This window comes from Cellulomonas sp. ACRRI (assembly GCF_022346185.1).
GTDB lineage: Bacteria > Actinomycetota > Actinomycetes > Actinomycetales > Cellulomonadaceae > Cellulomonas.
Genome location: NZ_JAKRMS010000009.1, coordinates 1 through 26,367 on the forward strand (window position 1 = coordinate 1; position 26,367 = coordinate 26,367).

The 26,367-nt window shown below is 76.5% G+C and carries 28 protein-coding genes, 1 pseudogene and 1 riboswitch; of the genes and pseudogenes, 20 read left to right on the top strand and 9 right to left on the bottom strand.

Translation table 11 applies throughout. The annotated features are described in order from the left end of the window. Positions 1 to 12 precede the first annotated feature (12 nt). From cimA to MHY85_RS03645, 7 genes are all read left to right on the top strand, one after another. Positions 13 to 1,668, top strand: coding sequence for a citramalate synthase (gene cimA / locus MHY85_RS03615; protein ID WP_255731956.1), 1,656 nt, complete (start codon positions 13 to 15; stop codon positions 1,666 to 1,668). Positions 1,669 to 1,806: 138 nt separating this feature from the next. After that, positions 1,807 to 2,961, top strand: coding sequence for a glycerate kinase (locus tag MHY85_RS03620; RefSeq protein ID WP_239193251.1), 1,155 nt, complete (start codon positions 1,807 to 1,809; stop codon positions 2,959 to 2,961). 40 nt (positions 2,962 to 3,001) lie between these two features. Beyond that, positions 3,002 to 3,886, top strand: coding sequence for a sensor domain-containing protein (locus MHY85_RS03625; protein ID WP_239193252.1), 885 nt, complete (start codon positions 3,002 to 3,004; stop codon positions 3,884 to 3,886). Between the two features lie 48 nt (positions 3,887 to 3,934). Continuing rightward, positions 3,935 to 4,813, top strand: a complete 879-nt coding sequence (locus tag MHY85_RS03630) for an NAD(P)-dependent oxidoreductase (RefSeq protein ID WP_239193253.1) — start codon at positions 3,935 to 3,937, stop codon at positions 4,811 to 4,813. Between the two features lie 263 nt (positions 4,814 to 5,076). Further along, a complete protein-coding gene (gene erm / locus MHY85_RS03635; protein ID WP_239193255.1) occupies positions 5,077 to 5,886 on the top strand; it encodes a 23S ribosomal RNA methyltransferase Erm in 810 nt (269 codons plus the stop codon). 10 nt (positions 5,887 to 5,896) lie between these two features. Then, the gene (locus tag MHY85_RS03640) at positions 5,897 to 6,973 is read left to right on the top strand and encodes a biotin/lipoate A/B protein ligase family protein (protein ID WP_239193257.1); all 1,077 of its coding nucleotides are present in this window, start codon (positions 5,897 to 5,899) and stop codon (positions 6,971 to 6,973) included. 97 nt (positions 6,974 to 7,070) lie between these two features. Next, positions 7,071 to 7,469 (top strand): YccF domain-containing protein, encoded by a 399-nt coding sequence (locus tag MHY85_RS03645; protein ID WP_239193259.1) that lies wholly within the window; start codon positions 7,071 to 7,073, stop codon positions 7,467 to 7,469. 57 nt (positions 7,470 to 7,526) lie between these two features. On the opposite strand, the gene MHY85_RS03650 is transcribed toward MHY85_RS03645, so the two are convergent. Genes MHY85_RS03650 through MHY85_RS03665 form a run of 4 tightly spaced genes read right to left on the bottom strand, consistent with a single transcriptional unit; the run spans position 7,527 to position 10,101 of the window. Then, the gene (locus MHY85_RS03650) at positions 7,527 to 7,901 is read right to left on the bottom strand and encodes a DUF202 domain-containing protein (protein ID WP_239193261.1); all 375 of its coding nucleotides are present in this window, start codon (positions 7,899 to 7,901) and stop codon (positions 7,527 to 7,529) included. After that, entirely contained in the window at positions 7,898 to 8,269 is a 372-nt protein-coding gene (locus MHY85_RS03655) for a DUF202 domain-containing protein (protein WP_239193263.1), read from the bottom strand. The genes MHY85_RS03650 and MHY85_RS03655 overlap by 4 nt, the downstream gene beginning before the upstream one ends. After that, entirely contained in the window at positions 8,266 to 9,039 is a 774-nt protein-coding gene (locus tag MHY85_RS03660; protein ID WP_239193265.1) for a YggS family pyridoxal phosphate-dependent enzyme, read from the bottom strand. Before MHY85_RS03660 ends, MHY85_RS03655 begins: the two co-directional genes overlap by 4 nt. A 51-nt stretch (positions 9,040 to 9,090) precedes the next feature. Then, positions 9,091 to 10,101, bottom strand: a complete 1,011-nt coding sequence (locus tag MHY85_RS03665) for a YafY family protein (RefSeq protein WP_239193267.1) — start codon at positions 10,099 to 10,101, stop codon at positions 9,091 to 9,093. An 86-nt stretch (positions 10,102 to 10,187) separates the two neighbouring features. Here MHY85_RS03665 and MHY85_RS03670 point away from each other — a divergent pair, with 86 nt between their 5' ends. Continuing rightward, complete coding sequence (locus MHY85_RS03670) at positions 10,188 to 11,180, top strand: ABC transporter ATP-binding protein (protein WP_239193345.1); 993 nt, start codon at positions 10,188 to 10,190, stop codon at positions 11,178 to 11,180. 86 nt (positions 11,181 to 11,266) lie between these two features. Continuing rightward, positions 11,267 to 11,998: pseudogene (locus tag MHY85_RS03675) on the top strand (ABC transporter permease). A 31-nt stretch (positions 11,999 to 12,029) separates the two neighbouring features. On the opposite strand, the gene ybaK reads toward MHY85_RS03675, so the two are convergent. Continuing rightward, complete coding sequence (gene ybaK / locus MHY85_RS03680; RefSeq protein WP_158374548.1) at positions 12,030 to 12,527, bottom strand: Cys-tRNA(Pro) deacylase; 498 nt, start codon at positions 12,525 to 12,527, stop codon at positions 12,030 to 12,032. A 45-nt stretch (positions 12,528 to 12,572) separates the two neighbouring features. Continuing rightward, positions 12,573 to 12,681: riboswitch (TPP riboswitch) on the top strand. 56 nt (positions 12,682 to 12,737) lie between these two features. Between ybaK and MHY85_RS03685 the strand changes: the two genes are divergently transcribed. The 4 genes from MHY85_RS03685 to MHY85_RS03700 are packed head-to-tail and all read left to right on the top strand — an operon-like array spanning position 12,738 to position 16,593. After that, positions 12,738 to 13,400 carry a Ykof family thiamine-binding protein gene (locus MHY85_RS03685; RefSeq protein ID WP_239193269.1) on the top strand — a complete coding sequence of 221 codons (663 nt, stop codon included), beginning with the start codon at positions 12,738 to 12,740 and terminating at the stop codon, positions 13,398 to 13,400. After that, positions 13,393 to 14,022, top strand: coding sequence for an ECF transporter S component (locus tag MHY85_RS03690; RefSeq protein ID WP_239193271.1), 630 nt, complete (start codon positions 13,393 to 13,395; stop codon positions 14,020 to 14,022). Before MHY85_RS03685 ends, MHY85_RS03690 begins: the two co-directional genes overlap by 8 nt. Then, a complete protein-coding gene (locus MHY85_RS03695; RefSeq protein WP_239193273.1) occupies positions 14,015 to 15,856 on the top strand; it encodes an ABC transporter ATP-binding protein in 1,842 nt (613 codons plus the stop codon). The genes MHY85_RS03690 and MHY85_RS03695 overlap by 8 nt, the downstream gene beginning before the upstream one ends. After that, positions 15,853 to 16,593: an energy-coupling factor transporter transmembrane protein EcfT gene (locus tag MHY85_RS03700; RefSeq protein WP_239193275.1), complete on the top strand. Its 741-nt coding sequence runs from the start codon at positions 15,853 to 15,855 to the stop codon at positions 16,591 to 16,593. The genes MHY85_RS03695 and MHY85_RS03700 overlap by 4 nt, the downstream gene beginning before the upstream one ends. A 106-nt stretch (positions 16,594 to 16,699) precedes the next feature. Here the strand turns inward: MHY85_RS03700 and MHY85_RS03705 are convergent, their stop codons facing one another. Beyond that, positions 16,700 to 17,347, bottom strand: a complete 648-nt coding sequence (locus MHY85_RS03705; protein WP_239193277.1) for a VIT1/CCC1 transporter family protein — start codon at positions 17,345 to 17,347, stop codon at positions 16,700 to 16,702. Positions 17,348 to 17,462: 115 nt separating this feature from the next. Beyond that, entirely contained in the window at positions 17,463 to 20,102 is a 2,640-nt protein-coding gene (locus MHY85_RS03710; RefSeq protein WP_374232796.1) for a DEAD/DEAH box helicase, read from the bottom strand. Here MHY85_RS03710 and rnhA point away from each other — a divergent pair. Both rnhA and MHY85_RS03720 read left to right on the top strand, forming a co-directional pair. Next, positions 20,101 to 20,565 (top strand): ribonuclease HI, encoded by a 465-nt coding sequence (gene rnhA / locus MHY85_RS03715; protein WP_239193281.1) that lies wholly within the window; start codon positions 20,101 to 20,103, stop codon positions 20,563 to 20,565. The two genes, MHY85_RS03710 and rnhA, sit on opposite strands and share 2 nt — an antisense overlap. 94 nt (positions 20,566 to 20,659) lie before the next feature. Further along, complete coding sequence (locus MHY85_RS03720) at positions 20,660 to 20,929, top strand: HPr family phosphocarrier protein (protein WP_239193283.1); 270 nt, start codon at positions 20,660 to 20,662, stop codon at positions 20,927 to 20,929. Between the two features lie 84 nt (positions 20,930 to 21,013). Here MHY85_RS03720 and MHY85_RS03725 read toward each other — a convergent pair whose 3' ends face one another. After that, positions 21,014 to 22,360, bottom strand: coding sequence for a PTS transporter subunit EIIC (locus tag MHY85_RS03725; RefSeq protein WP_239193285.1), 1,347 nt, complete (start codon positions 22,358 to 22,360; stop codon positions 21,014 to 21,016). A gap of 250 nt (positions 22,361 to 22,610) precedes the next feature. Between MHY85_RS03725 and MHY85_RS21740 the strand changes: the two genes are divergently transcribed. From MHY85_RS21740 to MHY85_RS03750, 5 genes are all read left to right on the top strand, one after another. Further along, complete coding sequence (locus MHY85_RS21740) at positions 22,611 to 23,438, top strand: GntR family transcriptional regulator (RefSeq protein WP_239193287.1); 828 nt, start codon at positions 22,611 to 22,613, stop codon at positions 23,436 to 23,438. Continuing rightward, positions 23,435 to 23,680 carry a glucose PTS transporter subunit EIIB gene (locus MHY85_RS03735; RefSeq protein WP_154728352.1) on the top strand — a complete coding sequence of 82 codons (246 nt, stop codon included), beginning with the start codon at positions 23,435 to 23,437 and terminating at the stop codon, positions 23,678 to 23,680. The genes MHY85_RS21740 and MHY85_RS03735 overlap by 4 nt, the downstream gene beginning before the upstream one ends. Before the next feature lie 82 nt (positions 23,681 to 23,762). Further along, the gene (locus MHY85_RS03740; RefSeq protein WP_147796028.1) at positions 23,763 to 23,993 is read left to right on the top strand and encodes a PTS transporter subunit EIIB; all 231 of its coding nucleotides are present in this window, start codon (positions 23,763 to 23,765) and stop codon (positions 23,991 to 23,993) included. Next, a complete protein-coding gene (locus MHY85_RS03745; protein ID WP_166938756.1) occupies positions 23,993 to 24,457 on the top strand; it encodes a PTS glucose transporter subunit IIA in 465 nt (154 codons plus the stop codon). Before MHY85_RS03740 ends, MHY85_RS03745 begins: the two co-directional genes overlap by 1 nt. An 82-nt stretch (positions 24,458 to 24,539) precedes the next feature. Continuing rightward, positions 24,540 to 25,202: a pyridoxal 5'-phosphate synthase gene (locus MHY85_RS03750; protein ID WP_239193289.1), complete on the top strand. Its 663-nt coding sequence runs from the start codon at positions 24,540 to 24,542 to the stop codon at positions 25,200 to 25,202. Between the two features lie 19 nt (positions 25,203 to 25,221). On the opposite strand, the gene MHY85_RS03755 is transcribed toward MHY85_RS03750, so the two are convergent. Next, positions 25,222 to 26,277 carry a heparan-alpha-glucosaminide N-acetyltransferase domain-containing protein gene (locus tag MHY85_RS03755; RefSeq protein WP_239193291.1) on the bottom strand — a complete coding sequence of 352 codons (1,056 nt, stop codon included), beginning with the start codon at positions 26,275 to 26,277 and terminating at the stop codon, positions 25,222 to 25,224. Positions 26,278 to 26,367: the final 90 nt, after the last annotated feature.

Consider the following 26,367-nt stretch of genomic DNA (forward strand, 5'->3'; position numbering starts at 1 on the left):
GGCCGCGCCACCCTGCCCCGCGGTGGCGCGGCCCACCCCGCCCCCGGCGGGCCCGCGGCGTTCGACGTCTACGACACCACGCTGCGCGACGGCGCCCAGCAGGAGGGCATGAACCTCTCGGTCGCCGACAAGCTGGCGATCGCCCCGCTGCTGGACGACCTCGGCGTGGGCTACATCGAGGGCGGCTGGCCGGGCGCGATCCCCAAGGACACCGAGTTCTTCGCCCGCGCCGCCAAGGAGCTCGACCTCCGGCACGCGGTGCTCGCCGCGTTCGGCGCGACCCGCAAGCCGGGCGTGCGGGCGTGGGACGACCCGCAGCTGCGCGCGCTGCTCGACTCCGAGGCGCCGGTCGTCACGCTCGTCGCCAAGTCCGACTCGCGCCACGTCGAGCGCGCGCTCCGGACCACCGGGCCCGAGAACCTCGCGATGGTCGCCGACTCCGTGCGGCTGCTGGTCGGCGAGGGCCGCCGGGTCGTCGTCGACGCCGAGCACTTCTTCGACGGCTTCCGGTTCGACCCGGGCTACGCGCGGGACGTCGTGCTGGCGGCGGTCGAGGCCGGTGCGGAGACCGTCGTCCTCTGCGACACCAACGGGGGGATGCTGCCGTTCCAGGTGACCGAGGTCGTCCGCGACCTGCGCGCCGCGCTCGGCACCGCCGACGCCCTGACCCGGCTCGGGGTGCACGCGCACAACGACTCGGGCTGCGCGGTGGCGAACTCGCTCGCGGCGGTCGAGGCCGGCGCCGTGCACCTGCAGGGCACCGTCAACGGCTACGGCGAGCGCACCGGCAACGCCGACCTGCTCGCGACCGTCGCCAACCTCGAGCTCAAGACCGGCCGCAGCGTGCTGGTCCCGCCGGCCGACCGCCCGGGCGGCCTCGGCGAGATGACCCGGATCGCGCACCAGATCAGCGAGATCACCAACATCGCGCCGTTCGCGCGTCAGCCGTACGTCGGCGCGAGCGCGTTCGCGCACAAGGCCGGGCTGCACGCCTCGGCGATCCGGGTCGACCCCGACCTCTACCAGCACATCGACCCGCAGGCCGTCGGCAACGACATGCGGATGCTGGTGTCCGAGATGGCGGGCCGGGCGTCGATCGAGCTCAAGGGCCGCGAGCTCGGCTTCGACCTCGCCGGGCAGGACGAGGTGCTGACCCGGGTCACCAACCGGGTCAAGGACGCCGAGGCGCAGGGGTACACCTACGACGCCGCCGACGCGTCGTTCGAGCTGCTGCTCGCCGAGGAGGTCGACGGCGCCCGGCCGGCGTACTTCCGGGTCGAGTCCTGGCGGGCCATCGTCGAGCGCGCCGGCTCCCGCGGCACGCCGGCGACCGCCGAGGCCACCGTCAAGCTGCACGCGGGCGGCGAGCGGATCGTCGCCACCGGCGAGGGCAACGGCCCCGTCAACGCCCTGGACCACGCGCTGCGGCTCGCGCTGCAGCGGGTGTACCCCGAGCTGGCCGCCTTCGAGCTGATCGACTTCAAGGTGCGCATCCTCGACGCCATGCACGGCACCGACGCGGTGACCCGGGTGCTCATCGAGACGACGGACGGCCAGACGGCCTGGAGCACCGTGGGCGTCGGGCCGAACCTGATCGAGGCGTCCTGGGAGGCGCTGACGGACTCGGCGATCTGGGGCCTGCGGAACCGCGGCATCGCGCCGCGCTGACGCACGCGCCGCGCCGCGCCGCGCCGCGCCGCGCCGCGCAGCCCGCGTTCGCCGAGATGGCAACTCTCGGCTGCGCCCGGGGGTCCGCGCACAGCCGAGAGTTGCCATCTCGGCGGGGGTGGCGGGCAAGGTGGGGGCGTGAGGGTCGTCGTCGCGGTGGACGCGTTCAAGGGGTGCCTCTCCAGCGCGGACGCCGGGGAGGCCGTCGCCGCGGGCGTGCGCGCCGCGGCACCGGACGCCCAGGTGCGGGTGGTGCCGGTCGCCGACGGCGGGGAGGGCACCGTGGACGCGCTGCTCTCCGCCACCCCCGGGCGCCGGGTGGTCGCACCGGTCGTCGACGCGGTCGGCCGGCCGGTCGACGCCGCGTACGCGCTGCTCGACGGCGGCGAGACGGCCGTGCTCGAGGCCGCCTCCTGCGTCGGGCTCGGGCAGGTGGACGTCGGTCCCGACCTGCCCCCGCGCGCCGGGTCGGCGGGGCTCGGGCTGCTGGTCCGGCACGCCGTCGACCGCGGGGTGCGCCGGGTGGTCGTCGCGCTCGGCGGCACCGCGTGCACGGACGGCGGGATCGGGCTCCTCGTCGGGCTCGGTGCGCGGGTGCGGGACGACGCCGGCGAGCCGGTGGCAGCCCCCGGGGTGAACCCGCTCTGGCGGTTCGGAGTGCTGGACGCGCTGCCGGACCTGGGCGGAGTCGACCTCGTCGTGCTGACCGACGTCGACAGCCCGCTGCACGGGCCCGCCGGCGCGGCGCACGTGTTCGGGCCGCAGAAGGGCGCGACGCCGGAGCAGGTGGCGCACCTCGACGGCCGGCTGACCGCGTGGGGTGCGGCGCTCGCGGCGCACGGGCACCCCGTCGCGGACCTGCCGGGGGCCGGAGCCGCGGGCGGGCTGGGCGCGGCGCTGCTGGCGCTCGGCGCCCGGCGGGAGGCCGGGTTCGGCTACGTGGCGCGGGCCGTCGGCCTCGCGGACGCGGTCGCGGGCGCGGACCTGGTGCTGACCGGTGAGGGGCGGGTCGACGCGCAGACGGCGCGCGGCAAGACGCCGGCGGGGGTGGCGGCCCTCGGGCGCGCGGCGGGCGCCGTGGTGGTGGCGCTCGCGGGCGCCGTCGACCTCGCCGCGGACGACCCGACCGGGCCGTTCGACGCGGTGCTGCCGGTGCACCCGCGGCCGCTGCCGCTCGCGGACGCGCTCGACCCCGCGACGACCGCCGCGGACCTCCGCGCCACGGCGGCGCAGGTCACGCGCCTGGTGGCCGCAGCGCGCCGCCCTGTCGCGCCCGGCGGCGCGCCGCAATAGCGTGGCGCGGGACAGCGCACCCGGCCGAGGAGAGTCCCCGATGACGGAGCCCGCGACCCCGCCCTCCGGTCCTGGTGCCCCGGGTGGGCCCGTGCCGGGTCGCCCCGCGCCCGACGGCCACGCGCCCGGCGGGGCCGCGCCCCGCCGGGACCGCGCGTGGCCCTGGCTGCTGGTCCTGGTCCTCGCGGTCGCCGCGGGCGTGCTGCTCGCGTGGCGGCCCTGGGCCCCCGCGCCGCAGCCGCGCGACGAGGGCCCGGCCGCGACCGCCACGCCCACGGACACGGGCGCCGCGACGCCGTCCCCGACCGCCCCGTCAGCGCCCGCGGCCGACGAGACCGCGTTCGACGCCGGGTCGGCGCCCGCGCTGTTCCTCACCGTCGACGAGCTCGCCGCCGCGGTGCCCCTGGCCGCGGGCCAGTTCCTTGCGGATGCCGAGGAGGCGCGCTGGGGCCTGCCCGAGCGGTCGACCGTCGACCCGTCCTCCTGCACCCCTGCGGTCACGACCACGTCCCACGAGCCGGACGTGTTCCTGCTCCGGTTCGCGAGCGGGGACGCCGTGACCGTGGTCCAGTCGGTGCTCGTGCTGCCCGACGCGGCGGCGGCGCGGACGGCGTTCGACGAGCTCGTGGGCACGCTCGAGGACTGCCCCGCCTACCAGCAGACGAACCCCGGCACGGACGGCGGGGCCTGGACCGCGGAGCCCCCCGAGACCGAGGACGGCGCGGTGCCGACTGTCGTGCGGCGCCTCACGCTCGCCGCCGAGGGCGCCACGAGCCCGGAGGTCGAGGTGACCGCCCTGGCGGGCAACGCCCTGGTGACGACCACCGCGTCCGGGGTGGACCCGGCGACCGAGCCGGCCGACGCGGCGACGCTGGTCGAGGTGTCCCGCAGCAGCGCGCAGCGGGCGCTGGCCGGGCTGGGCTGACCGGGCCCCCGCGAGCCCGGGCCCGCCGCCGGGGCCAGGATGGGTCCCATGAGCGACGCACGGACGGTGGCGGTGCTGGGCACCGGGATCATGGGCGCGGCGATGGCGCGCAACCTGCTGCGGGCGGGGCACACCGTGCGGGTGTGGAACCGCAGCGCGCCGAAGGCCGAGCCGCTGGCCGCCGACGGCGCCACCGTCGCGGGCTCGCCGGCCGAGGCGGTCGACGGCGCCGACGTGGTGCTCACGATGCTGCACGACGGCGCCGCGGTGGACGAGGTGATCCGGCAGGCCGGGCCGGGCCTGCGCCGGGGGGCGGTGTGGCTGCAGTCGACGACGGTCGGCGTGGACGACACCCCGGCGCTCGCGGCGCTCGCGGACGAGCTCGGCGTGACGTTCGTCGAGGCGCCCGTGTCCGGCACCCGGCAGCCCGCGGAAGCCGGGACGCTGGTCGTGATCGCGGCCGGGTCGCTCGCCGCGCGGGACGTCGTGGCCCCTGTGCTCGACGCCGTCGGCGCGCGCACCGTCTGGACCGGCGAGGACGCGGCGGCGGGCTCCGCGACCCGGCTCAAGCTCGTGGTGAACAGCTGGGTCATCACCGTCGCGAACGCCGCGGGCGAGGTGCTCGCGCTCGCGGAGGCGCTGGGCGTCGACCCCGACCGGTTCTTCGAGGTGCTCGACGGCGGCCCGCTGGACACCCCGTTCCTCCGGGTGAAGACCGACCTGATCCGGCAGGACCGGCTGAGCCCGGCGGCGTTCGCCGTGGGGACGTCCGGCAAGGACGCGCGGCTGATCGTGGCCGCGGCGCGCGAGCGGGGGCTGCGCCTGGACGGCGCCGAGGCGTTCGCCGCGCGCCTGGACCGCGCGGCGGCGCAGGGCCGCACCGACGAGGACATGGCGGCGACCTACTACACCTCGACGGAGGGCTGACGTCGGCGCGAGCGCCCTGACCGTGGCCCGGTGCGCGCCCCGGAAAACCCGGTGCGCCCGGGCCCGCGGGCCCCGTACCGTCGCCCGCATGGGAACGCTGAGCAGCACGGCCGCCGCGGCCGTCGCACGCCCCTGGGCCGCCTGAGCGCGGCCGGACGTCCGACCGGTCGCCTCCTCCGGATGCCCCGAGCACCCGGAGCCGGGCCGAACCCACCTTCCGCCCCTCCGGGTGCTCCGTCCTGCCAGCGACTGGAGCACCTCCCGTGCGACACCCCCACGGCGGCCGGCACGAGCTCGGCCAGAACTTCCTGCACCACCGCCCGACCGTCGACGCCGTCGTCGCCCTGGTCGGCGCCACGGACGGACCCGTCCTCGAGATCGGGGCGGGCGACGGCGCGCTGACCCGGCCGCTCGCCGCGCTCGGCCGCGACCTGCTCGCGGTCGAGGTCGACCCGCGGCGCGCCGACCGGCTGCGCGCCCGCGCGCCCGGCGCCACCGTGCTGTGCGCGGACGCGCTGCGCGTGCCGCTGGACCGGCCGGTGGTGGTCGGCAACATCCCGTTCCACCTCACGACGCCGCTGCTGCGCCGGCTGCTGCACCACGGTCGCTGGCGGCACGCGGTGCTGCTGACCCAGTGGGAGGTCGCGCGCAAGCGCGCCGGAGTCGGCGGGCGGACGCTGCTGACCGCGCAGACCGACCCGTGGTTCGAGGTCGCGCTGCACGGCCGGGTGCCCGCCGACGCGTTCCGGCCCCGGCCGTCGGTGGACGGCGGGCTGCTGACCGTGGCCCGACGGGCGCGCCCGCTGGTCGACCCGGGCGAGCGCGACGAGTACCAGCGGTTCGTCGGCGCCGTGTTCACCGGCGCGGGCCGCGGTCTGGACCAGGTGCTGGCGCGGGCGGCGCGGGTCCCGGTGCCGACGGCCCGGCGGGCGCTCGCGCAGGCGGGGGCACCGCCGCGCGCGCTGCCCCGAGACCTGCGCCCGGAGCAGTGGGCGGCGCTGTGGCGGGCGCTCGGCGCCCGGCGCCGAGCCGGGACCTTCGTCTACCGGCGACCACGCCGGTCAGGGGCCTAGGATCGACGTCGTGCGTGGCGAGTACAAGGTCCCCGGCGGCAAGCTCGTGGCAGCGGACGTGGAGGTGGCAGGCGGCGCGCTCACCGAGGTGAGCGTGAGCGGCGACTTCTTCCTCGAGCCCGACGCCGCCCTGGCGGTCATCGACGAGTCCCTGCGCGGCCGCCCGGCGGACGCACGAGTCGCCGACCTGACGACGGCGATCGAGGACGGCCTGCGCCGCGCCGAGGCCGACGGCCGGTTCGACGCCCCGGTGCAGATGGTCGGGTTCACGCCCGAGGCGGTGGCGATCGCCGTGCGGCGCGCTCTCGGCCACGCGACGTCCTGGCAGGACCACACGTTCGAGCTGATCCACCCCGGCCCGCTGCCGCCGGCCGTGCTCGGCGCGCTGGACCAGGTGCTGACCGAGGAGCTCGCCGCCGGCCGGCGCGGCCCGACGCTGCGGTTCTGGGAGTGGGACGAGCGCGCCGTGTTCATCGGCTCGTTCCAGTCGCTGCGCAACGAGGTCGACCCCGAGGGAGTCGCCAAGCACGACGTCACCGTGGTGCGGCGGATCTCCGGCGGCGGCGCCATGTTCATGGAGGCCGGCAACTGCATCACGTTCTCGCTGGTGGTGCCGGCGTCGCTGGTGGACGGCCTGTCGTTCGAGCAGTCGTACCGGTTCCTCGACGACTGGGTGATCGGCGCGCTCGCCGACGTCGGCGTCCGGGCGACGTTCTCCGGGCTGAACGACATCGCGTCCCCGGCGGGCAAGATCGCCGGCTCGGCACAGAAGCGCCTGGCCGGCGGCGCCGTGCTGCACCACATGACGATGGCCTACGACATCGACGCGGACAAGATGCTCGAGGTGCTGCGGATCGGTCGCGAGAAGCTGTCCGACAAGGGCACCACGAGCGCGAACAAGCGGGTCGACCCGGTGCGGTCCCAGACCGGCCTGCCGCGCGAGCAGGTCATCGACGCGTTCATCGCGCACTTCCGGTCCCGGTACCGCACCGTGGACGGCGACCTGCGTCCCGAGGAGCTCGAGCGGGCGCAGCAGCTCGTCGAGGAGAAGTTCGGCAACCCGGAGTGGACCGCGCGCGTGCCGTGACGGGGCCGGCGACCCGGACCGGTCCCGCCCCGGGACCAGGGTCGGGTCGGGGGGACCCCGGATGCGCCGGCGGGCCGCGGCCTGCCACGCTGGACGGGTGAAGGCGCTCCTCAACATCATCTGGCTGCTGTTCGGCGGCATCTGGCTCGCGCTCGGCTACGTGGTCGCCGGCATCGTCTGCTGCGTGCTGATCGTGACCATCCCGTTCGGCATCGCGTCGTTCCGCATGGCGTCGTACGCGCTGTGGCCGTTCGGCCGCACGGTGGTGGACCGGCCGACGGCCGGCGCGATGTCGACGATCGGCAACGTCATCTGGATCCTGGTCGCCGGCTGGTGGCTCGTCCTCGGGCATCTGACCACCGCCGTCGCGCAGGCGGTGACGATCGTCGGCATCCCGCTGGCGATCGCGAACCTCAAGATGATCCCGGTGTCGCTCGTGCCGCTGGGCAAGGAGATCGTGCCGACCGACCGGGCGTTCGCGGCGTACGGGCACTGAGCCCGGCCGGGCCGGCGCGCGCCAGCCCGCGGCGCGGCCTCAGCCCGCGGCGCGGCCTCAGCCCGCCGCGTGCCGGAGCACCGCGACCAGCGCGGCCACCCCGAGCGCCACGGTGGCCAGCGCGGTCGCGCCGAGCGCCCCGCCGCCCGGGGTGCGCGCGTCGTGGGGCACCGCGGCGCCGGGTCCGCGGTCGGGGTGCGCGTCGTCCACGACCCCGGCCCACGTGACGGCGCGGTGCGCCCCGGCCCGGTCCAGCGCCAGCGCGCCCGCCAGCCCGAGCACCGTGAGCGCCCACACGGCCGGTCCGGCCCACGGCTCCAGCACCCGGCCGGCGACCAGCGAGCCGACGGCGACCGACAGCGCGGTGCGGCGCCATGCCAGCGCGGTGCGCTCGGGCTGCGCGCCGGGCGGGACCGGGTCCGCGGTGCTCACCGCAGGAGCAGCCCGAGGAGCACCAGCACGCCCGCCAGGGCCACGCCCGCCGCGAGCGGCCCGCTGAACGCCGGCGCCGGCAGCGGACGCCGCTCCCGCAGCGCCCGCTCGGCCCGCGCCCAGCCGACCCACGCCTGCACGGGTGCGGCGATGCCCAGTCCGATCAGCAGGACCGCGGCCGCGAGGCGCAGGCGCGGCTCCACCGGCAGATCCAGCGCCTCCAGCGCGACGCCACCGGCCAGCAGCGCCAGCGCCGTGCGGACCCAGGCGAGGAAGGTGCGCTCGTTGGCCAGCGAGAACCGGCCGTCCGGCTCGGTGCCGCGGGCGTAGACCCGCCGGGGGAACCGGCGGTCGGCGGGCGCGGTCACGCGGCCGGGCCCCGCGCGCCGGCCACCGCCGGCCGCGCCCCGAACACCGCCGTCCCGACCCGCACCACCGTCGCCCCCTCGGCCACCGCGGCCTCCAGGTCGCGGCTCATGCCCATCGACAGCTCGACGGCGTCGGCGGTGCCGGCCTCGCCGCTGCCGGCCACCTTGTCCCGCAGGTCGCGCAGCAGCGCGTAGCCGGCGCGCACCGCGTGCTCGTCGGGGGTGTTCGCGCCGACGGTCATGAACCCGCGCAGCCGCAGGCGCGCGTGCCCGGCGACGGCCCGGGCCACCTCGAGCGCGTCCTGCGGCGCGGCGCCGTGCTTGGTGGGCTCGCCGGAGACGTTGACCTGCACCAGGACGTCGAGGGTGCGGTCGGTCTCGGCGCAGCGGCGCGCGAGCCGGTCGGCCAGCGCCGGGGAGTCGACGCTCTGCACGCAGGTCGCCCAGCGCAGGGCGGCGTTCACCTTGTTCGACTGGAGCGGACCGATCAGGTGCAGCTCGGCCCCCAGGTCGGCGAGCTCCGGACCCTTCGCGACGAGCTCCTGGACCCGGTTCTCGCCGAGCAGCACCCGGCGGGCGGTGCCCGCGGTGGTGGCGGCGCCGGCGATGTCCGCCAGGACGGCGGCGCGCACCGTCGCGGCGTCCTGGGTCTTGGTCGCGAGCAGCAGCCGGACGGAGCCCGCGGGACGGCCGGCGGCGGTCTCCGCGGCCGCGATCCGGGAGCGGACGCGCGCCAGCCGCTCCGCCAGCTCGGTCACCCCCGTGGTCATGTGCCCGACCCTAATCGCTCGGGGGCAGCGGCACGGCGGGCGCCCGGGAGGTCAGGCGCGCGCCGGGTCGCCGGCCCCGGCGGCGTACCGCCCGGCCAGGTCCCGCGCCGCGACGCGCAGCTCCGGCGGCCCGACGACGCGCAGCGGGACGTCGAACATCCCGAGCCACGCGGCCAGCCCGACCCAGGACCACGAGCCGGCGACCACCCGGCAGCGGCCCGCGTCGAGCGGCTCGACCACGTCGGACGGTCCCGCCCAGCGCGCGACCAGCGGCGCGGGCGCGTCGAGGACGGCCTCGCCGCGGCACGGCTGCGTGACGTCGGCGAACTGCTGCTGCAGGTACGTCGCGACGTCCCGGGCGGGCAGGTCCCGGCGCTCGAACCGCGGGCCGGTGGGCGTGCGCGGGTGCAGCCGGTCGACGCGGAACGTGCGCCAGTCGCGGCGGTCCAGGTCCCAGGCCACCAGGTACCAGCGGCGCCCGCGGGTGGCGAGGTGGTGCGGCTCGACCCGGCGGGGCGGGCCGTCCGGGTCGCCGTCGCCGGCGGGCGACCGGTAGTCGAACCGCAGCACCTCCCGCGCCCGGATCGCGGCCCCGACCGCCATCAGCCGCTCGGTGTCGACGTGCTCCTCGGCGGGGTCGGCCGGCCGGCGCACCGCGGTGACGTCCAGCCCCTCGACGCGCGCGCGCAGCCGCGCGGGCAGCACCTGGCGGAGCGTCGCCAGCGCCCGGGCGGCGGCGTCGTCCAGCCCGTCGACGCCCGTGGTCGCGGTCTGCAGGGCGACGGTGAGGGCGACCACCTGCTCGTCGTCGAGCATCAACGGCGGCATCGCCGTCCCGGCCGCGAGCCGGTACCCGCCGTCGGGGCCCTTGGTGGCGTGCACGGGGTAGCCGAGGGCGCGCAGCCGGTCGACGTCGCGGCGGACCGTCCGCGGGCTGACCCCGAGCCGGCCCGCGAGCACCTCGCCCGGCCAGTCGCGCCGGGTCTGGAGCAGGGACAGCAGCGCGAGCAGCCGCGACGACGGCGTCGCCGGGGCGTCGGCCAGATCGGGGATCGCGGTCATGGGCCCAGTCTGCTCCGGGTAGCGGACAGGACCTGACCGCTACCCGCGCCACGGTGGGTGCCATGACCAGCAGAGGGGAACCCGCCATGATCCGCACCAGGGGACTGACCAAGGACTTCGCCGGGGGCAAGGGGCCGACGGTGCACGCCGTGCGCGGCCTGGACCTCGACATCGCGCCGGGCGAGCTCGTGGCCGTGCTCGGCCCGAACGGCGCCGGCAAGACCACCACGATCCGGATGCTCACGACGCTCATCGCGCCGACGTCCGGCACGGCGGAGGTCGCCGGGGCGGACGTCGCCCGCGAGCCCGGGACCGTGCGGCGCCGGATCGGCTACGTCGGCCAGGGCAACGGCGCGGGGCACGCGCAGCGCGCCGCCGACGAGCTCGTCGTGCAGGGCACGATCTACGGGCTCGACCGCCGGGACGCGCGCCGCCGCGCCGCGGAGCTCATGGACCAGCTGGACCTCGAGCCGCTGGCCCGCCGCAAGGTGTCCGACCTGTCCGGAGGTCAGCGCCGGCGGCTCGACGTCGCGCTCGGCCTGGTGCACGCGCCGCGGCTGCTGTTCCTGGACGAGCCGTCGACGGGCCTCGACCCGCACAACCGGGCCAACCTGTGGGAGCACATCCTCCGGCTGCGGGAGCGGCACGCGATGACGGTCGTGCTCACCACGCACTACCTGGACGAGGCCGACCAGATGGCCGAGCGGGTCGTGGTCGTGGACGAGGGCCGGGTGATCGCGGACGACACCGCCGCGGCGCTCAAGCACACGCTCGCGGGGGACCGGCTGGTGCTGGCGGCCGCCGACCCGGCCGACGCGCCGGCGCTCGCGGAGGTCGCCGCCCGGGCGCCCGACGCGCGCGACGTCGAGGTCGACGGGACCGAGGTCCGCGCCCGCGTCGCCGACGCCCCGACCGCGCTGCCCGCCGTGCTCGCCGCCGCCGGCGCGCGCGGGCTCGCCGTCGCCCGGGCCGAGGGCCACCAGCCCACGCTCGACGACGTCTTCCTGACCCTCACCGGCCGCAGCCTCCGCGAGGAGGGGGCCGCGCGCTCGACCGACCCCGTGGAGGTGGCGGCATGACCGCGACGACGACCTCGGCCCCGACCGCCGAGACCCTGCCCGCCCGCGAGGCGACCCGCTCCTGGTGGGGCGACGCCTGGCTCGTGATGACCCGCGAGCTGCTGCCGACCGTGCGCGACCCGTTCTCCGTCGTGTTCGGGCTGATCCAGCCCGTCGTGTTCCTCGGCCTGTTCGGGCCGCTGCTGGCCGGGTCCGTCGGCGACGGGCTGCCCGGCGGGGACGTCTGGGCGTGGTTCGTGCCCGGGATCCTCGTGATGACGACGCTGTTCGGCACGTCGACCACCGGGGCGAACCTGCTGTTCGAGATGCAGACCGGCGCCCACGAGCGGCTGCTCGTCACTCCGCTGGCCCGGTCGGCGCAGCTGGTCGGCCGGTCCTGGAAGGAGATGGTGCCGATCGTCGCGTAGTCGGTGGTGGTCGTGGCCGTGATGCTGCCGTTCGGGTTCTCGTTCAGCCCGGCCGGCGCGGTGCTCGGGCTGGTGCTGCTCGCGGTGTTCGGCGTCGGGATCGGCTCCCTGTCCTACGCCCTGGCGATCGCGGTGCGGAAGCAGGACTGGATGTTCTGGGCCGTGCAGCAGACGCTGCTGTTCCCGCTGCTCATCCTGTCCGGGATGCTGCTGCCGCTGGAGACCGGCCCGCGGTGGATGCAGGTCGCGGCGGACCTCAACCCGCTGCGGTACGTCGTGGACGCCGAGCGCGCGCTGTTCGCCGGGGACCTGGCGTCCGCGACGGTGGCGTGGGGCGCGGTGGCGGCGGTGCTGACCGCGGCGCTCGGGCTGCTGGTGGGGGTGCGGACGCTGGCGCGGAGCGCGCGGTAGCGGTCCGGCGCGGTGGCGGACGCGCGGGCGGTCAGCCGCGCGCGATGTCCGCCACCGTCGCGGACGTCAGCCGGATCAGGTCGTCCGGGGCCAGCTCGACGTCGAGGCCCCGGCGGCCGCCGGACACGAACACGGTGTCGAACAGCTGCACGGTCTCGTCGACGACGGTCGGGTGCGCGGTCTTCTGCCCGAGCGGGGAGATGCCGCCGACGACGTACCCGGTCGCGCGCTCGGCGGCGGCGGGGTCGGCCATCACGGCCTTCTTGCCGCCGACCGCGTGCGCCAGCGCCTTGAGGTCGAGCTTCCCCGCGACGGGCACCACCGCGACCGTGAGCGTCCCGTCCACCGATGCCATGAGGGTCTTGTAGACCTGCTCCGGGTCGATGCCCAGCACCTCGGCGGCCTCCAGGCCGTAGCCGACCGTGCTGCGAGGGTCGTGGTCGTAGGCGTGCGCGGTGTGCGGGACCCCGGCGGCGGCCAGCGCGACGAGCGCGGGCGTCCCGGACGGCGCGTTCTTGGACCTGCTCACCGGGCCAGCCTAGGGCGCGACCCCGCGGCGCGGTGCTGCTAGCGTGCTGGTGAGCACGGGAGTCCGGTGAGCCGGGCTGAGAGGGAGTACTCGAACTCCGACCGTAGAACCTGATCTGGATCATGCCAGCGCAGGGAGCGACATCTCGCAGGATGCCGGGCACCCGTCCGCCGTCCTCCCGTGCTGAGGCGAACCAGCACAGGAGGACGCATGATCCCGACACCGCCGTCGACCCGCCCCGGCCCGGAGCCCGCCGCCGACCTCGTCGCCGACCCGCTCCGGTTCGGGGTCGGGGCCCGCGTCACCGTCGCGGTGATGTCCGACCGGTACGCCGAGACGATCCTCGGCGTCCTCGGCTCGGTGGCCGCGGACGGCCTGGTCGTGCAGACCGGCGACGTGAGCACCTACGTCGGCGGCGACGAGGCGGACCTGCTCCGGTACCTCACGGACCTGGTGGACGCCGTGGCCGCCACCGGGGAGCACGCGGCGGTCACGCTGCACCTGTCGCGCGGCTGCCCCGGCGAGGTGCGGTGCGAGCTCCCGGGTGGCGCGGGGCCGCGTGGGGTGACGCTGCCGCCGGGCCGGCGCACCGGCCGGCAGGGCGTGGCGGAGTGGGCGCTCTACCCGCTGGCCGACGACGTCCGGGCCGGGGTGGAGCCCGACCACATGCGCGACATCGAGGCGGCGATCGACCTGGCGCGGGGGAACGGGACGTTCCGGGGCTCCGAGCACTTCGTCACGCGGCTCGAGGGCGACGTGGGCGCGCTTGTGGAGACCGTGGTCGGCGCGTGGGCGCGGGTCGGCCGCGGCGTCCAGCACGTGACCAGCCACGTCAGCTTCTCGCTCAACAGCCCGACCCGGTCCCGTGGCTGAGGGCGTCGCCGGAGCGCGCCGGCGCGAGCCGCTCGCGCTGAAGGACATCGTGCTCATGGTCGTCCTCGGGGTGGTGTTCGGGTTCCTGTACTGGGCGCTGGTCCAGGCGTGGAACGGCCTCGCGGTGCTCATGGGTCCCGCGGGCGACCTCGCGCAGCACGTGCTGCTCGGTGGCTGGCTGCTCGTGGCGCCGATCGCGATCGCGATCATCCGCCGCCCCGGCGTCGGCGTGCTCGCGGAGGTGCTGGCCTCGGTGGTCGAGGTGGTGTTCCTCGGGTCGCCGGTGGGGCCGCTGCTGGTCGTCGCGGCGCTGCTCCAGGGCCTCGGCAGCGAGATCCCGTTCGCGCTCGGGCGGTACCGGCGGTTCGGCTGGGCCCGGTTCGCGGTCTCGGGGCTGCTCGGCGCGACGCTGGTGTTCGGGTGGTCGGCGTTCCGGTTCGGCTGGTACGGGCAGGACGTGCTCGTCCTGCGGCTCGTGCTCCAGGCCACGTCCGGCGTCGTCCTCGGCGGGCTGCTGGCGAAGGTGGTCGTCGACGCCCTGCGCCGCACCGGGGTGCTGGACGGCTTCGCGATCGGGCGCGCGGCGGCCGCCGGGCGCGAGCCCGTGGCGCGGCGTGCCTGAGCCGGCGGCCGGTCGGAGCGCGGGCGCCGCGCCCGGTCGCGGTGCCGGACGCGGTGCCGGCCCGGCGGCCGTGCTCGACGTCGCCGGGCTCGAGGCGGTGCTCGACGGCGGGTCGGGCGTCGGCCCCGTCGACCTGCGGCTCGCGCCGGGGGAGCAGGTGCTCGTGCTGGGGCCGTCCGGCGCGGGCAAGTCGACGCTGCTGCGGTGCCTGCACGGCGCCGTCCCGCACGCGGTGCCCGCGCGGGTCTCGGGGCGGGTCGCGGTCGTGGGCCGCTCCGTCGCCGAGCACGGCGTCGCGGCGCTCGCGGACGTGGTCGGGGTGCTCGCCCAGGACCCCGAGACCGGGGTCTGCCTGGCGGACGTGGAGGACGAGGTCGCCTTCCCCTTGGAGAACCTCGGCACTCCGCCCGCGGCGATCGGGCCGGCGGTGGCGGCGGCGCTCGGTGCGGCGGGAGCCGGGCACCTGGCGGGCCGGCGCACGGACGCACTCTCCGGCGGGGAGCTGCAGCGGGTCGCGCTCGCGGCCGCGGTGGTGACCCGCCCCCGGCTCCTGCTGCTCGACGAGCCGACGTCGATGCTGGACGCCGACGGCGTCGCGGCGGTGCGGGATGCGTTGACCGCGGCGCGGGCGTCGACCGGCGCGGCGTGCGTGCTGGTCGAGCACCGGCTGGACGCGCTCGCCGGGGACGCGGGCGTCGCCGGGCTGCCCGGCCGGTGGGTGGTGCTGTCCGCCGACGGCCGGGTCACCCACGACGGTCCCGCGGCGGAGGTGGCGCGGGACGCGGGGCCCGAGCTGCTCGCCCGCGGTTGCTGGTTGCCCGAGGACGTCGAGCTCGCGGTGGCCTTCGGGGGAGCCGCGGGGGAGCCGGGGACGTTCGACCTCCTGCCGGCCCTGGCTGCGGGGGCGCCGCCGTCGCGCGACCCGGCGGCCGGACGGGGGGAGGTGCTGCTCGCCGCCCGGGGGCTGGCGGTCGGCCGACGGCCCGTCGGCCGGTCGGCCCGCCGCCGGCCCGCCGCGGAACCCGTGCTCCGCCACGTCGACCTCCGCCTGCGGGCCGGCGAGGTCGTGGCGGTCGTCGGGGCCAACGGCTCGGGCAAGTCCACGCTCGTCGCCACCCTCGCGGGCGTGCTGCCCCCGCTCGCGGGCGTCGTCGAGGGCGCGCGCCCCGGGCTGGTCGTGCAGAACCCCGAGCACCAGCTCGCGGGGCGCACGGTGGCGGCGGAGGTCGCCGTCGGGCTGCCGCCCGGCCCCGCCACGGACGACCGGGTGGCCGCCGCGCTCGCCCGGTTCGGCCTCGCCGCGCTCGCCGACCGGGACCCGCACCGCCTGTCCGGCGGCGAGCAGCGCCGGCTGAGCCTGGCCGCGATGCTGGTCCACGACCGCCCGGTCCTGCTGGCGGACGAACCGACGTTCGGGCTCGACCGGCACGGCACCGCGACCGTGCTGCGGGCGCTCGCGGGCGAGGCCCGCGCCGGGCGCGCCGTGCTGCTCACCTGCCACGACCTGCGGGCGGTGGCGTCGGTCGCGGACCGGGTGCTGGTCGTCGCCGACGGCGGGCTGGTCGCGGACGTGGACCCGCTCGGGCTGCTGCGGGAGCCGCGCCTCCTCGCCGCCGCGCGGCTGCGGCCGTCGCGGCTCCTGCGACGGCTCGCGGCGGTGGTCGGCGACGCGGGCCGGCTGCGCGACGCGCTCGCCGCGCTGGACGCCTGCGCCCTGCTCGCTGCCGGCGCGCCCGACCCGGCCGGCGCGCGCGACCCGGCCGGCGCGCCCGACCCGGCCGGCGCGCCCGACCCGGCCGGCGCGCCCGACCCGGCGGGGGTGCCGGTCCGGTGACGGCGCTCGGTGCCCGGAACCCGACCGTCAAGCTGCTGCTGGTCGTCGCGGTGTCGCTCGCGACCCTCGCCCTGCTGGACCCGGCCGCGCTCGCGGCGCTGTACCTGCTCGGGCTCGCGGCGGCCCGGTGGGGCGCCGGGGTGGGCGGGCGGCGGCTGCTGCTCGCCCAGGTGCCGTTCTGGACGTTCGGCGTCGGGGTGCTGCTGGTCAACGCGATGAGCCGGCCGGGCGCCGTCCTCGTCGCCGGCGGGCCGTTCCGGGTGACGCACGAGGGTCTGGTGGTCGGCGCGGCGCTCGCCCTGCGCGGGTGCGTGATCGGGGTCGCGACCGTCGCGTTCCTCGCGAGCACGCCGCCGCGGGACCTGATGGTGAGCCTCGTCCGGCACGCGCGGCTGAGCCCGCGGTACGCGTACGCGCTGCTGGCGGGCCACCGGATGCTCGCAGGCCTGCCGCGGCAGTGGGCGACGATCCGGGCGGCGCAGCAGGTCCGCGCCCCGCTCGGCCGGGACGGCCGCCCGCACGAGGGGTGGCGCGGCCTCGCCCGGTCGGCGTTCGCGCTGCTGGTCGCGTCGATCCGCGCGTCCGAGCGGGTCGCGCTGGCGCTGGAGTCGCGCGGGCTGTCCTCCGGCCCGCGCACGGTCTGGCGCCCGGTCCCGCTGGGCGCCGCCGACGCCGCGCTCGCGGCCGGCGTGCTCGGCGTCCTCGCGCTCGTCGTGCTGGCGGCCGCCCGCCTCTGACGGCACCCGCCCGCCGCCGAGGTCGCAGGTTCCGGCCACGGACGCCCCGGCGGAACCGTCGACCTGGGGCGGAAGTGTCGACCTCGGGTGCGGAGAGCCCGGCGGGTCAGACCGCCAGGCCGACCAGGGAGCCGACGCCGTAGGTGATCGCCATCGCCACGCTGCCGCCCACGACGTTGCGGACCACCGCGCGGCCCGCCGGGGCGCCGCCGAGGCGGGCGCTCACCGTGCCGGTCACGACCAGCGCGACCACGACCGCCGCGAACGTCGCCACCACGCGCGCCTCGCCGCCCCACGGGCCGAGCATCGCGAGCAGGGGCACCACGCCGCCGACCACGAACGCCACGAGCGAGGCCAGCGCCGCGTGCCACGGGTTGGTCAGCCCTTCCTCGGCGTCCCGGACGCCGTGCGCGCGGAGCACCTTCTCCGCGTCGCGCTGGCTGCTGACCGAGACGTACTCGCCGGCCGCCATCGACAGCGCGCCCGCGACGAGGGCGGCGACGCCGGCGACCGCGAGGGTCGCGAGCCCGGTCGCCGCGCCCGCGACGCCCACCACGGTGGCGGCGACGGAGACGATGCCGTCGTTCGCGCCGAGCACGCCGGCGCGCAGCCAGTTCAGCCGCTCGGCGGTGGGCAGGACGACCGCGGCGGGGCCGGGGTCGACGGAGCCCGGAGCGCCCGGCTCAGGAGTGCGCCGGGGCGCCGGTCCGGCGGTGCGGTCACGGTCCAGGAGGTGGGTCGACAGGGCGCTCATGGCAGCCACGGTAGGCCGGAGATGACGTCCTGTCATCGCAGGAAAGGCTGCCCTGACCTGCGGAAACGCAGGTTTGCCTGCCCTTATCTGGAACCGATCAAGCCGTTCCCGCAGGTCAGAGCGGCCCCACCGCGAGCACCCGCAGGACGACCTCCCCGGCGGCGTCGGAGGCGGGCAGGTCGACCAGGGCGTCGATGCGCCAGTCGTGGTCGCCGGCAGGGTCGTCGAGCAGCTGCCGCACGAACCACAGGTCGCCGCGCGCTCCGGCCTCGCCGTGCCCGGCCGGCCGCTCGTCGACCTGGAACAGCGCCGGCCCGCGGGCCGCCGGGCCGGTGAGGATCTCGTCGTGGTCGTCGTAGAACGGGTCGAGCGCGTCGCCCCACCGGTCGGCCGTCCACGGCTGGTCCGCGGCGTCCTGGTCGCCGAGCGCCGCCAGCGCGGGGTACGCCTCGCGCGCCGCCAGGTCGACCCGCCGGAACAGCGCGCCACGCACCAGCGCCCGGAACACCCGCTTGTTGACGGTGATCGGCGGGGGAGCGTCGTCCTCCGGCCGCGACTCGGTGACCGTGGCGTCGTCCAGGTCCTCCGGGTGCGCGAGCCGCTCCCACTCGTCCAGCAGGCTGGAGTCGGTGCGGCGCACCAGGTCGCCGAGCCACTCGACGATCTCGTGCAGCTCCTCGGTCCGCAGGTCGTCCGGCACGGTCTGCCGCAGCGCCCGGAACGCGTCCGCGAGGTAGCGCAGCAGCACGCCCTCGGTGCGGTCGAGCTGGTAGAGCGACACGTACTCGGCGAACGTGGCCGCCCGCTCGTGCATGTCGCGGACGACCGACTTCGGCGACAGCTCGTGGTCGGCGACCCACGGGTTGGTCCGCTTGTAGATCGAGAACGTCGCGCCGAGCAGCTCGCCGAGCGGCTTCGGGTACGACACCTCCTCGAGCAGCGCCATCCGCTCCTCGTACTCGATGCCGTCGGCCTTCATCGCCGCGACGGCCTCGCCGCGCGCGCGGTTCTCCTGCGCGGCGAGCACCTGGCGCGGGTCGTCCAGCGTCGCCTCGATGACCGACACGACGTCGTGCGCGTAGCCGGGGTCGTCGAGGTCGAGCAGGTCGAGCGCGGCGTACGCGAACGGGGACAGCGGCTGGTTCAGCGCGAACGTCGGGGGTACGTCGAGCGTCAGCCGCACCGTGCGGCGCAGCCGCACCGGGCCGGGCCCGTCCTCCACGACCCGCTCGACCACGCCCGCAGTGCGCAGCGAGCGGTAGATCGCGATCGCCTGCCGGACCAGCCGGCCCCTCGACGCCTCGGGCTCGTGGTTGTCGAGCAGCAGGTGCTTCAAGGTCTCGACGGGGTCGCCCGTCGGGCGGGCCAGCACGTTGAGCACCATCGCGTGCGAGACGGCGAAGGACGAGGTCAGCGGCTCGGGCTCCGCGTCCCGCAGCCGCTCGAACGTCTTGTCCGTCCAGTTCACCATCCCGGGCGGCGCCTGCTTGCGGACGATCTTCTTGAGCTTTTTCGGGTCGTCGCCGGCCTTCTGCAGGGCCTTGCGGTTCTCGATCACGTGCTCCGGCGCCAGCACGTACACCTCGCCCGTCGTGTCGAACCCGGCCCGGCCGGCGCGCCCGGCGATCTGGTGGAACTCGCGGGCGGACAGGTGCCGCATCCGGGTGCCGTCGTACTTCACCAGCGAGGTGAGCAGCACGGTGCGGATCGGCACGTTGATGCCCACGCCCAGGGTGTCGGTGCCGCAGACGACCCGGAGCAGGCCCTTCTGGGTCAGTCGCTCGACGACCCGGCGGTACTTCGGCAGCATCCCCGCGTGGTGCACCCCGACGCCGTGCCGCAGCAGCCGGGACAGCGTCTTGCCGAAGCCCGGGCCGAACCGGAAGTCGCCCAGCTCCTCGGCGATCCGGTCGCGCTGCTCCCGGGAGGCCAGCGTCATCGACAGCAGCGCCTGGGCGCGCTCGACGGCCTCCTTCTGCGTGAAGTGCACGACGTACACGGGGGAGCGGCCGGTCTGCACCAGCATCTCCAGCAGCTCGTGCAGCGGCTCGACCTCGTAGGAGAACGTCAGGGGCACCGGCCGCTCGGCGCCCGCGACGACGGCCACGGGGACGTCGGTGCGCCGCTCGAGGTCGTCGACGAAGAACGACACGTCGCCGAGCGTCGCCGACATGAGCAGGAACTGGGCCCGCGGCAGCTCCAGCAGCGGCACCTGCCACGCCCAGCCGCGCTGCGGGTCGGCGTAGAAGTGGAACTCGTCCATCACGACCTGGCCGATGTCCGCTCCCGGACCCTGGCGCAGCGCCTGGTTGGCCAGGATCTCCGCGGTGCAGCAGATGATCGGCGCGTCCGGGTTCACCGCCGAGTCGCCGGTCATCATGCCGACGTTGGCGGAGCCGAACGCCTCGACCAGGGCGAAGAACTTCTCGCTCACCAGCGCCTTGAGCGGGGCGGTGTAGTAGGTGCGCCGGCCCTGCGCGAGCGCCACGAAGTGCGCGGCGGTGGCGACCAGCGACTTCCCGGAGCCGGTCGGCGTCGACAGGATGACGTGCGAGCCGGTGACCAGCTCCAGCAGCGCCTCGTCCTGGTGCGGGTAGAGCGCGAGGCCCTGGTCGGCCGCCCAGCCGGTGAACGCCTCGTAGAGCGCGTCGGGGTCCTGGGGGTTCGCGGGGACGCGGTCGGCGAGGGTCCGGCGGTCGGTGGGGGGCACCGGCCGATCCTTCCACGGTTCGGCGGCCCTACAGTGGGCGACCATGAGCGACGCCCCCGGCACGACCCCGCCCGCCGTCGAGATGTGGACGGACGGCGCCTGCAAGGGCAACCCCGGCGTCGGCGGCTGGGGCGCGCTGCTGCGGTCGAACGGGCACGAGCGGGAGCTGTTCGGCGGCGAGGCCGTCACGACGAACAACCGCATGGAGCTCACGGCCGTCATCGAGGGGCTGAAGGCGCTCAACCAGCCGTGCCGGGTCGACCTGCACGTCGACTCGCAGTACGTGATGCAGGGCGTGACCAAGTGGATCGCCGGCTGGAAGCGGAACGGCTGGCGCACCGCCGACAAGAAGCCGGTGAAGAACCAGGACCTGTGGCAGGCGCTGGACGAGCAGGTCGCCCGGCACGCGATCTCCTGGCACTGGGTCAAGGGGCACGCCGGCGACCCCGGGAACGAGCGGGCGGACCAGCTGGCGAACAAGGGCGTCGACGAGGTGCGCGCGGGCTGACGCCCGGCGGACCCTGCCACGGCTGGTCCAGACCAGTTAGAGTCGGGCCCGTGCCCACCGCCGGGCACGATCCCGCTCGCACCGGAGGTCAGGCATGGAACGGTCCGTCGTCGTCGCCATCGCGGAGGGGCTGCACGCCCGACCCGCCGCCCTGTTCGTCGCGGAGGCCGGCAAGCAGCCGGTGCCGGTCACGGTCCGCAAGGGCGACGCCGCCCCGGTCCAGGCCGCGAGCATCCTCGGGATCATGACCCTGGGCGCCGCCGCGGGCGAGACGCTCGTGCTCGCGACCGAGGCCGACGGCCCGGAGGCCGAGGCGAGCCTCGACGCGCTCGAGACGTTCCTGAGCCAGGTCGAGATCGCCTGAGCCCCACCCCGCGCCCGACAGTGGAAGGTCTGGCCCGACACGCGCACGGCGTGTCGGGCCAGACCTTCCACTCGTCTGTGAGGGCTACTTCCCCGGGTCGTCCGCCCGGGACTCGACCCGCGCGGCCGGGACGGAGACCGTCGCCGGCGCCTCGGCCCGGGCGGTGTCGCCGGCCGCGGTGACCTCGTCGCCCGCGCCCTCGGCCACGGGGTCGTCCTCCCGGCCCGGCGTCTTGAAGTTGAACTTCAGGATCATGAACCGGAACAGGAAGTAGTAGATGACCGCGTAGACCAGGCCGATCACGATGATCAGCAGCGGCTGCTCGGCGATCCGGAAGTTCAGCAGGTAGTCGATCGCGCCCGCGGAGAACCCGAACCCGCTGCGGATGTCGAGCGCGTTGACCAGGGCGAGCGAGGTGCCGGTGAGCACGGCGTGGATGGCGTACAGCGGGTACGCCACGTACACGAACGCGAACTCGAGCGGCTCGGTGACGCCGGTGACGAACGCGACCAGCGCGGCCGAGCCCATGATGCCGGCGATGACCTTGCGGTTCTTCTTCTTGGCGGTGTGCACGATCGCCAGGGCGGCGGCCGGCAGCGCGAACATCATGATCGGGAAGAACCCGGTCATGAAGGTGCCGGCGGTCGGGTCGCCGTGCAGGAAGCGGGCGATGTCGCCGTTCCAGACCTGGCCGTCGGCCTCGTACGAGCCGAACTGGAACCACGGCAGCGAGTTCAGCAGGTGGTGCAGGCCGAACGGCAGCAGCAGGCGGTTGAGCGTGCCGAACACGAAGCCGCCGATGATCGTCGAGCCCGTGACCCACTCGCCGACCGCGGTGAAGCCGGAGTCGAACGCCGGGTAGATGAGCGCCGCGACGACGGAGATGAGCACCGCGGCGCCGGCGGTGACGATCGGCACGAACCGGCGGCCGCCGAAGAACGCCAGGTACGGGGGCAGCTTGATCCGGTAGAACCGCTGGTAGAGCAGGGCGGCGGTCAGGCCGATGACGATGCCGCCGAGCACGCCGTAGTTGATGAGCTCCTGCGTCTCGCCCTCCGCCGGCTCGCCGAGGATGTACGGCGACAGCGCGTCGGTGACGCCCTTGAACACCAGGTAGCCGACCAGCGCGGCGAGGCCGGTCGAGCCGTCGGCCTTGCGGGCGTAGCCGATGGCGACGCCGAGCGCGAACAGCAGCGGCAGGTTGCCGAGCAGGGCGTTGCCGGCCGCGGCCAGGACGTCGGCGACGGGCAGCAGCCAGTCGGCGCGGGCCCCGAGGCCGTCGGCGCCGAGCATGTCGGCCTGGCCGAGCCGCAGCAGCAGGGCGGCGGCGGGCAGCGAGGCGATGGGGAGCATGAGGGATCGGCCCACGCGCTGGAGCTGCGCGAGTCCGGGGATGCCCCGCTTGGGGGTCTCGACCGTGGTGGCGGTCATGGTCACTCCTCGTGAGGTCGGGTCGCGGCGACCCCGGACGGGCCGCTCGCGGTCGGGGGGAGGTGTGGGCGTGGAGTGCGCGTGGTGCGGAACTTGCGTGGTCGCCGTCGAGTCGGCAAGTTGTCTGGACCAGTTGCGGTCAGAGTGGTCTAGACCGGAGTATGTGTCAAGGACCACATGACCGCCCGTGGAACGCCGGACGGGCACCCGGTGGTGCGGACGACGGCGACCGAGGTGGGAGGGTGAGCGCGTGCACGCGAAGCAGTCGCCGGCCGCCCCCGCCCGGGGCGCCCACAAGTACCAGGCGGTCCGCGCCTACCTGGTCGGACTCGTGGAGCGCGAGCTGCACGTCGGCGACGCGATCCCGTCCGAGCGGGCGCTGTGCGTGCGGTTCGGCGTCTCCCGGATGACCGTGCGCCAGGCGGTCGACGCGCTCGTCGGCGAGGGCGTGCTGGTGCGCGAGCAGGGCCGCGGCACGTTCGTGGCGCCGCGGCGGATGGACTTCGAGATGCGGCTGACCACGTTCGGCGAGGAGATGCGCCGCCGGGGGATGCGGCCCGAGACGCGGGTCCTCGGCATGGGGACCGTGCCCGCCTCCGCGGAGGCCGCCGACGCGCTCGGCACCGAGCCGGGAGCCCCGCTGCACCACCTCCGCCGCGTCCGCTACGCCGACGGGTCGCCCATGAGCATCGAGCAGCACTGGGTGGCGGTCGACCTGGTCCCCGGGCTGCTCGCCGCCGGCCCGCCGCCGAGCATGCACGACGCCCTGCGCGCCGTCGGCCTCGACCCGTCCTGGGGCGAGGAGACGCTGACCGCGGCGGAGGCGACCGACGAGGAGGCCGCGCTGCTCGACCTGCGCGGGACGCGGGCGGTGCTGCGCGCGACCCGCCGGACGTTCAGCGCGCAGGCCCCCGCCATGTACTCGAACGCCTGCTACCGCGGCGACCGGTACAGCGTGTGGGTGCCGCTGAGCGCGCCGGCGCCGGCCCTGGTGCCGCGGCTGCGCGAGCGGGACGACGAGCGGGTCGAGCAGCGGGAGGCCGTGGGCGCGGCCCTGGAGGACGGGAGGACCGGATGAGCACGCAGGGCGCCGGCCAGGCCGCGGCGATCCTCGCCGGCCTGGGCGGGGTGGGGAACATCGACGAGATCGAGCCGTGCACGACGCGGCTGCGCTCGCTCGTGAAGGAGCCGTCACGGGTGGACGCCGCGGCCCTGCGCGCCGCGGGCGCGTTCGGCGTGATGGTGTCCGGGCGGGTGGTCCAGGTCGTGATCGGCCCGAGCGTGGACACGCTCGCCTCCGACCTGGAGGACCTCATGTGACAGCCGCGGCCCGCGCCGGGCCGCCGCACGCCAGCACCGACCCGCCGCACCGCACCGGCGGGAAGCACGAAGGAGAAGAACCATGAGCAAGGCAGAGCAGATCCTCGCCGGACTCGGCGGCGACGCGAACATCGTCGACCTGGAGCCGTGCATCACGCGCCTGCGCGTCGAGGTCGAGGACCCGTCGAAGGTCACCGAGTCCGTCCTGAAGGCCGCGGGCGCGATCGCGGTGATGCAGTCCGGCACCGTGGTGCAGGTCATCGTCGGCCCCGAGGCGGACACGCTCGCCTCGGACATCGAGGACCTGCGCTGATGGCGCTGACCGTCCTCGCCCCGGTGGCCGGGGTCGTGCACGCGCTCGCGGACGTGGACGACCCGGTGTTCGCCCAGGAGATCGTCGGCCCGGGCCTGGCCGTGCAGCCGGACGCGGAGTCCGGGGCCGGCCGGTCGGTCGTCGCGCCGGTCGCCGGGACCGTCGCCAAGCTGCACCCGCACGCGTTCGTGCTGCTCGCCGAGGGCGGCCGCGGCGTGCTGGTGCACCTCGGCATCAACACCGTCCAGCTCGGCGGCGAGGGCTTCACGCTGCACGTCGCCGAGGGCGACGCCGTCGAGCAGGGGCAGCTGCTGGTCGAGTGGGACCCGGCCGCCGTCGAGGCCGGCGGGCGGTCGGCGATCTGCCCCGTCGTCGGGCTCGAGGCGCAGCCGGACTCGCTCACCCGGCTCGCGGAGCCGGGCACCCGCGTCGCGGCGGGCGACCCGCTGCTCGCGCTGGGCTGAGGCGCCGGCGCCGGCCGGGACCCGCCGAGGTCCCGGCCGGCGTCCCGGACGCGGCGCGAGTCCCGGCCGGATACTGAACGGCATGCTGCCCCGCCCGAGCACCCGCGACCTGCTCCGGTCGCTGCCCGCGCTCACCGGCGACCTGCCCGAGGTCGACCCGTACGCGTTGCCGGCCGACCCGGTCGAGGCGTTCCAGGACTGGTTCGCGGCCGCCGTCGCCGCCGGGGTGCCCGAGCCGCACGCGCTGTGCCTGTCGACCGTCGCGCCCGACGGGGCGCCGCACGCGCGCGTGGTGCTGCTGGCGGACGTCGCGGACGGCGCGTGGGTGTTCGCCAGCGACGCGCGGGCCGGCAAGGCGCAGGACCTCGCGGCCGAGCCGCGGGCGGCGCTGACGTTCTACTGGCAGCCGCTGGGCCGGCAGGTGCGGGTCGTCGGGCGCGCCCGCGCGCTGGACGCCGCGACCTGCGCGGCGGACTTCCTGCGCCGCTCGCCCAGCGCCCGCGCCGCAGCCCTCGCGTCCCGGCCGGGGGAGCGGCTGCTGTCCGCCGGGGAGCTGCACGCCGCCGTGCAGCAGGCCCGCGCGCGGGTCGACCGGGAGCCGGGGCTGGTGCTGCCCACCTGGCAGCTGTGGGCGGTAGAGCCGGACGAGGTCGAGCTGTGGCAGGGCGACTCGGACCGCGCGCACGTGCGGGTCCGGTACATCCGCGCCGAGGACCGGTGGGACCGGCACCTCGACTGGCCCTGAGGGGCGGTGCCCGGGGCGGTCAGTCCCGTGCGGCCGGCACCGCGTCCCGCGGCGGCAGCACGTCCGGCGACACGTCCGCCGCCCGGGCCGCGAGCGTGTGCAGCAGCCGCTCCAGCGGCCCGCGGCCCAGCGCGGCGTGCCAGAGCCAGCACGCCAGGACGGTGACGCCGAGGAACGCGACCCAGGTCCCGGCCTGCGGCTCCCAGACCGCCGACTCCCCGAGCAGGGCGATCACGACGAGCTGCCCGGTGTAGGCGGTGAGCGCGAGCGCGCCGGTCGCGGCGACCGGGGACACCAGCGCGGGGACAGCGTCGGCCACGATGAGGCACAGGGCCAGCACCGCGAGGCCGACGCCGGTGTTCGCGACCACCTCCAGGGTCGACGACGAGTGCGGCTCGGTGGTGACCAGGGCCACCAGCGCCGGGTCGCCGGCCAGCGTCCGGGTGAGCACCGCCGAGGCCGCGTGCGCCACGACGGCCAGCGCCGCCCCGGCGCCGAGCAGCCGGAGCCGCACGCCGCGGTCCCGCAGGTCCATCCGCCCGACGGCGAGCCCCACCAGGACGTACGCGAACCACACGACCGCCGGGTAGAAGTCCCCGACCAGCAGGTCCGTGAACGCGCGGCCGGGCAGGGAGAGGAGGGCCTCCTGGAGCCCGACGTGGAGCACCGGCCCGAACGCCGCCACGGCGACCGCGCCGCCGAGCAGCCGCCGCGGCGACGCGCCGAGCAGAGGCGTCGCGCAGGCGAACAGCACGGCGTACGTCGGCAGGATCACCGCGATCGGCGTGCCCAGCAGGATCACCGCCACGCCGATGCCGAGCACCGCGAACGCCCGGACCAGGATCTTCGCGCGGGCCTGGACCCGGCGGACGCCCACCACGGGGGACGACCCGCCGGAGATCAGCGCCACCGAGATCCCGGACAGCAGGACGAACAGCGCGGCGGACCGGCCGTCGGCCACCTGCGCGAGCGACCACGGCAACGGGTCGTCGGGCCCGCCGGGGCCGACGTGCGCGGTGAGCATGCCCAGCACCGCCAGGCCGCGGGCGACGTCCACCCCGGTGATCCGCTGCATGGCGCCACGCTAGCCGGGCCGCCGGCGGGGCGCGGGCGGCCGCCGCGGCGTGACCTCCGCCGCATCGTCTCGCGCATCGGGACGCCACGT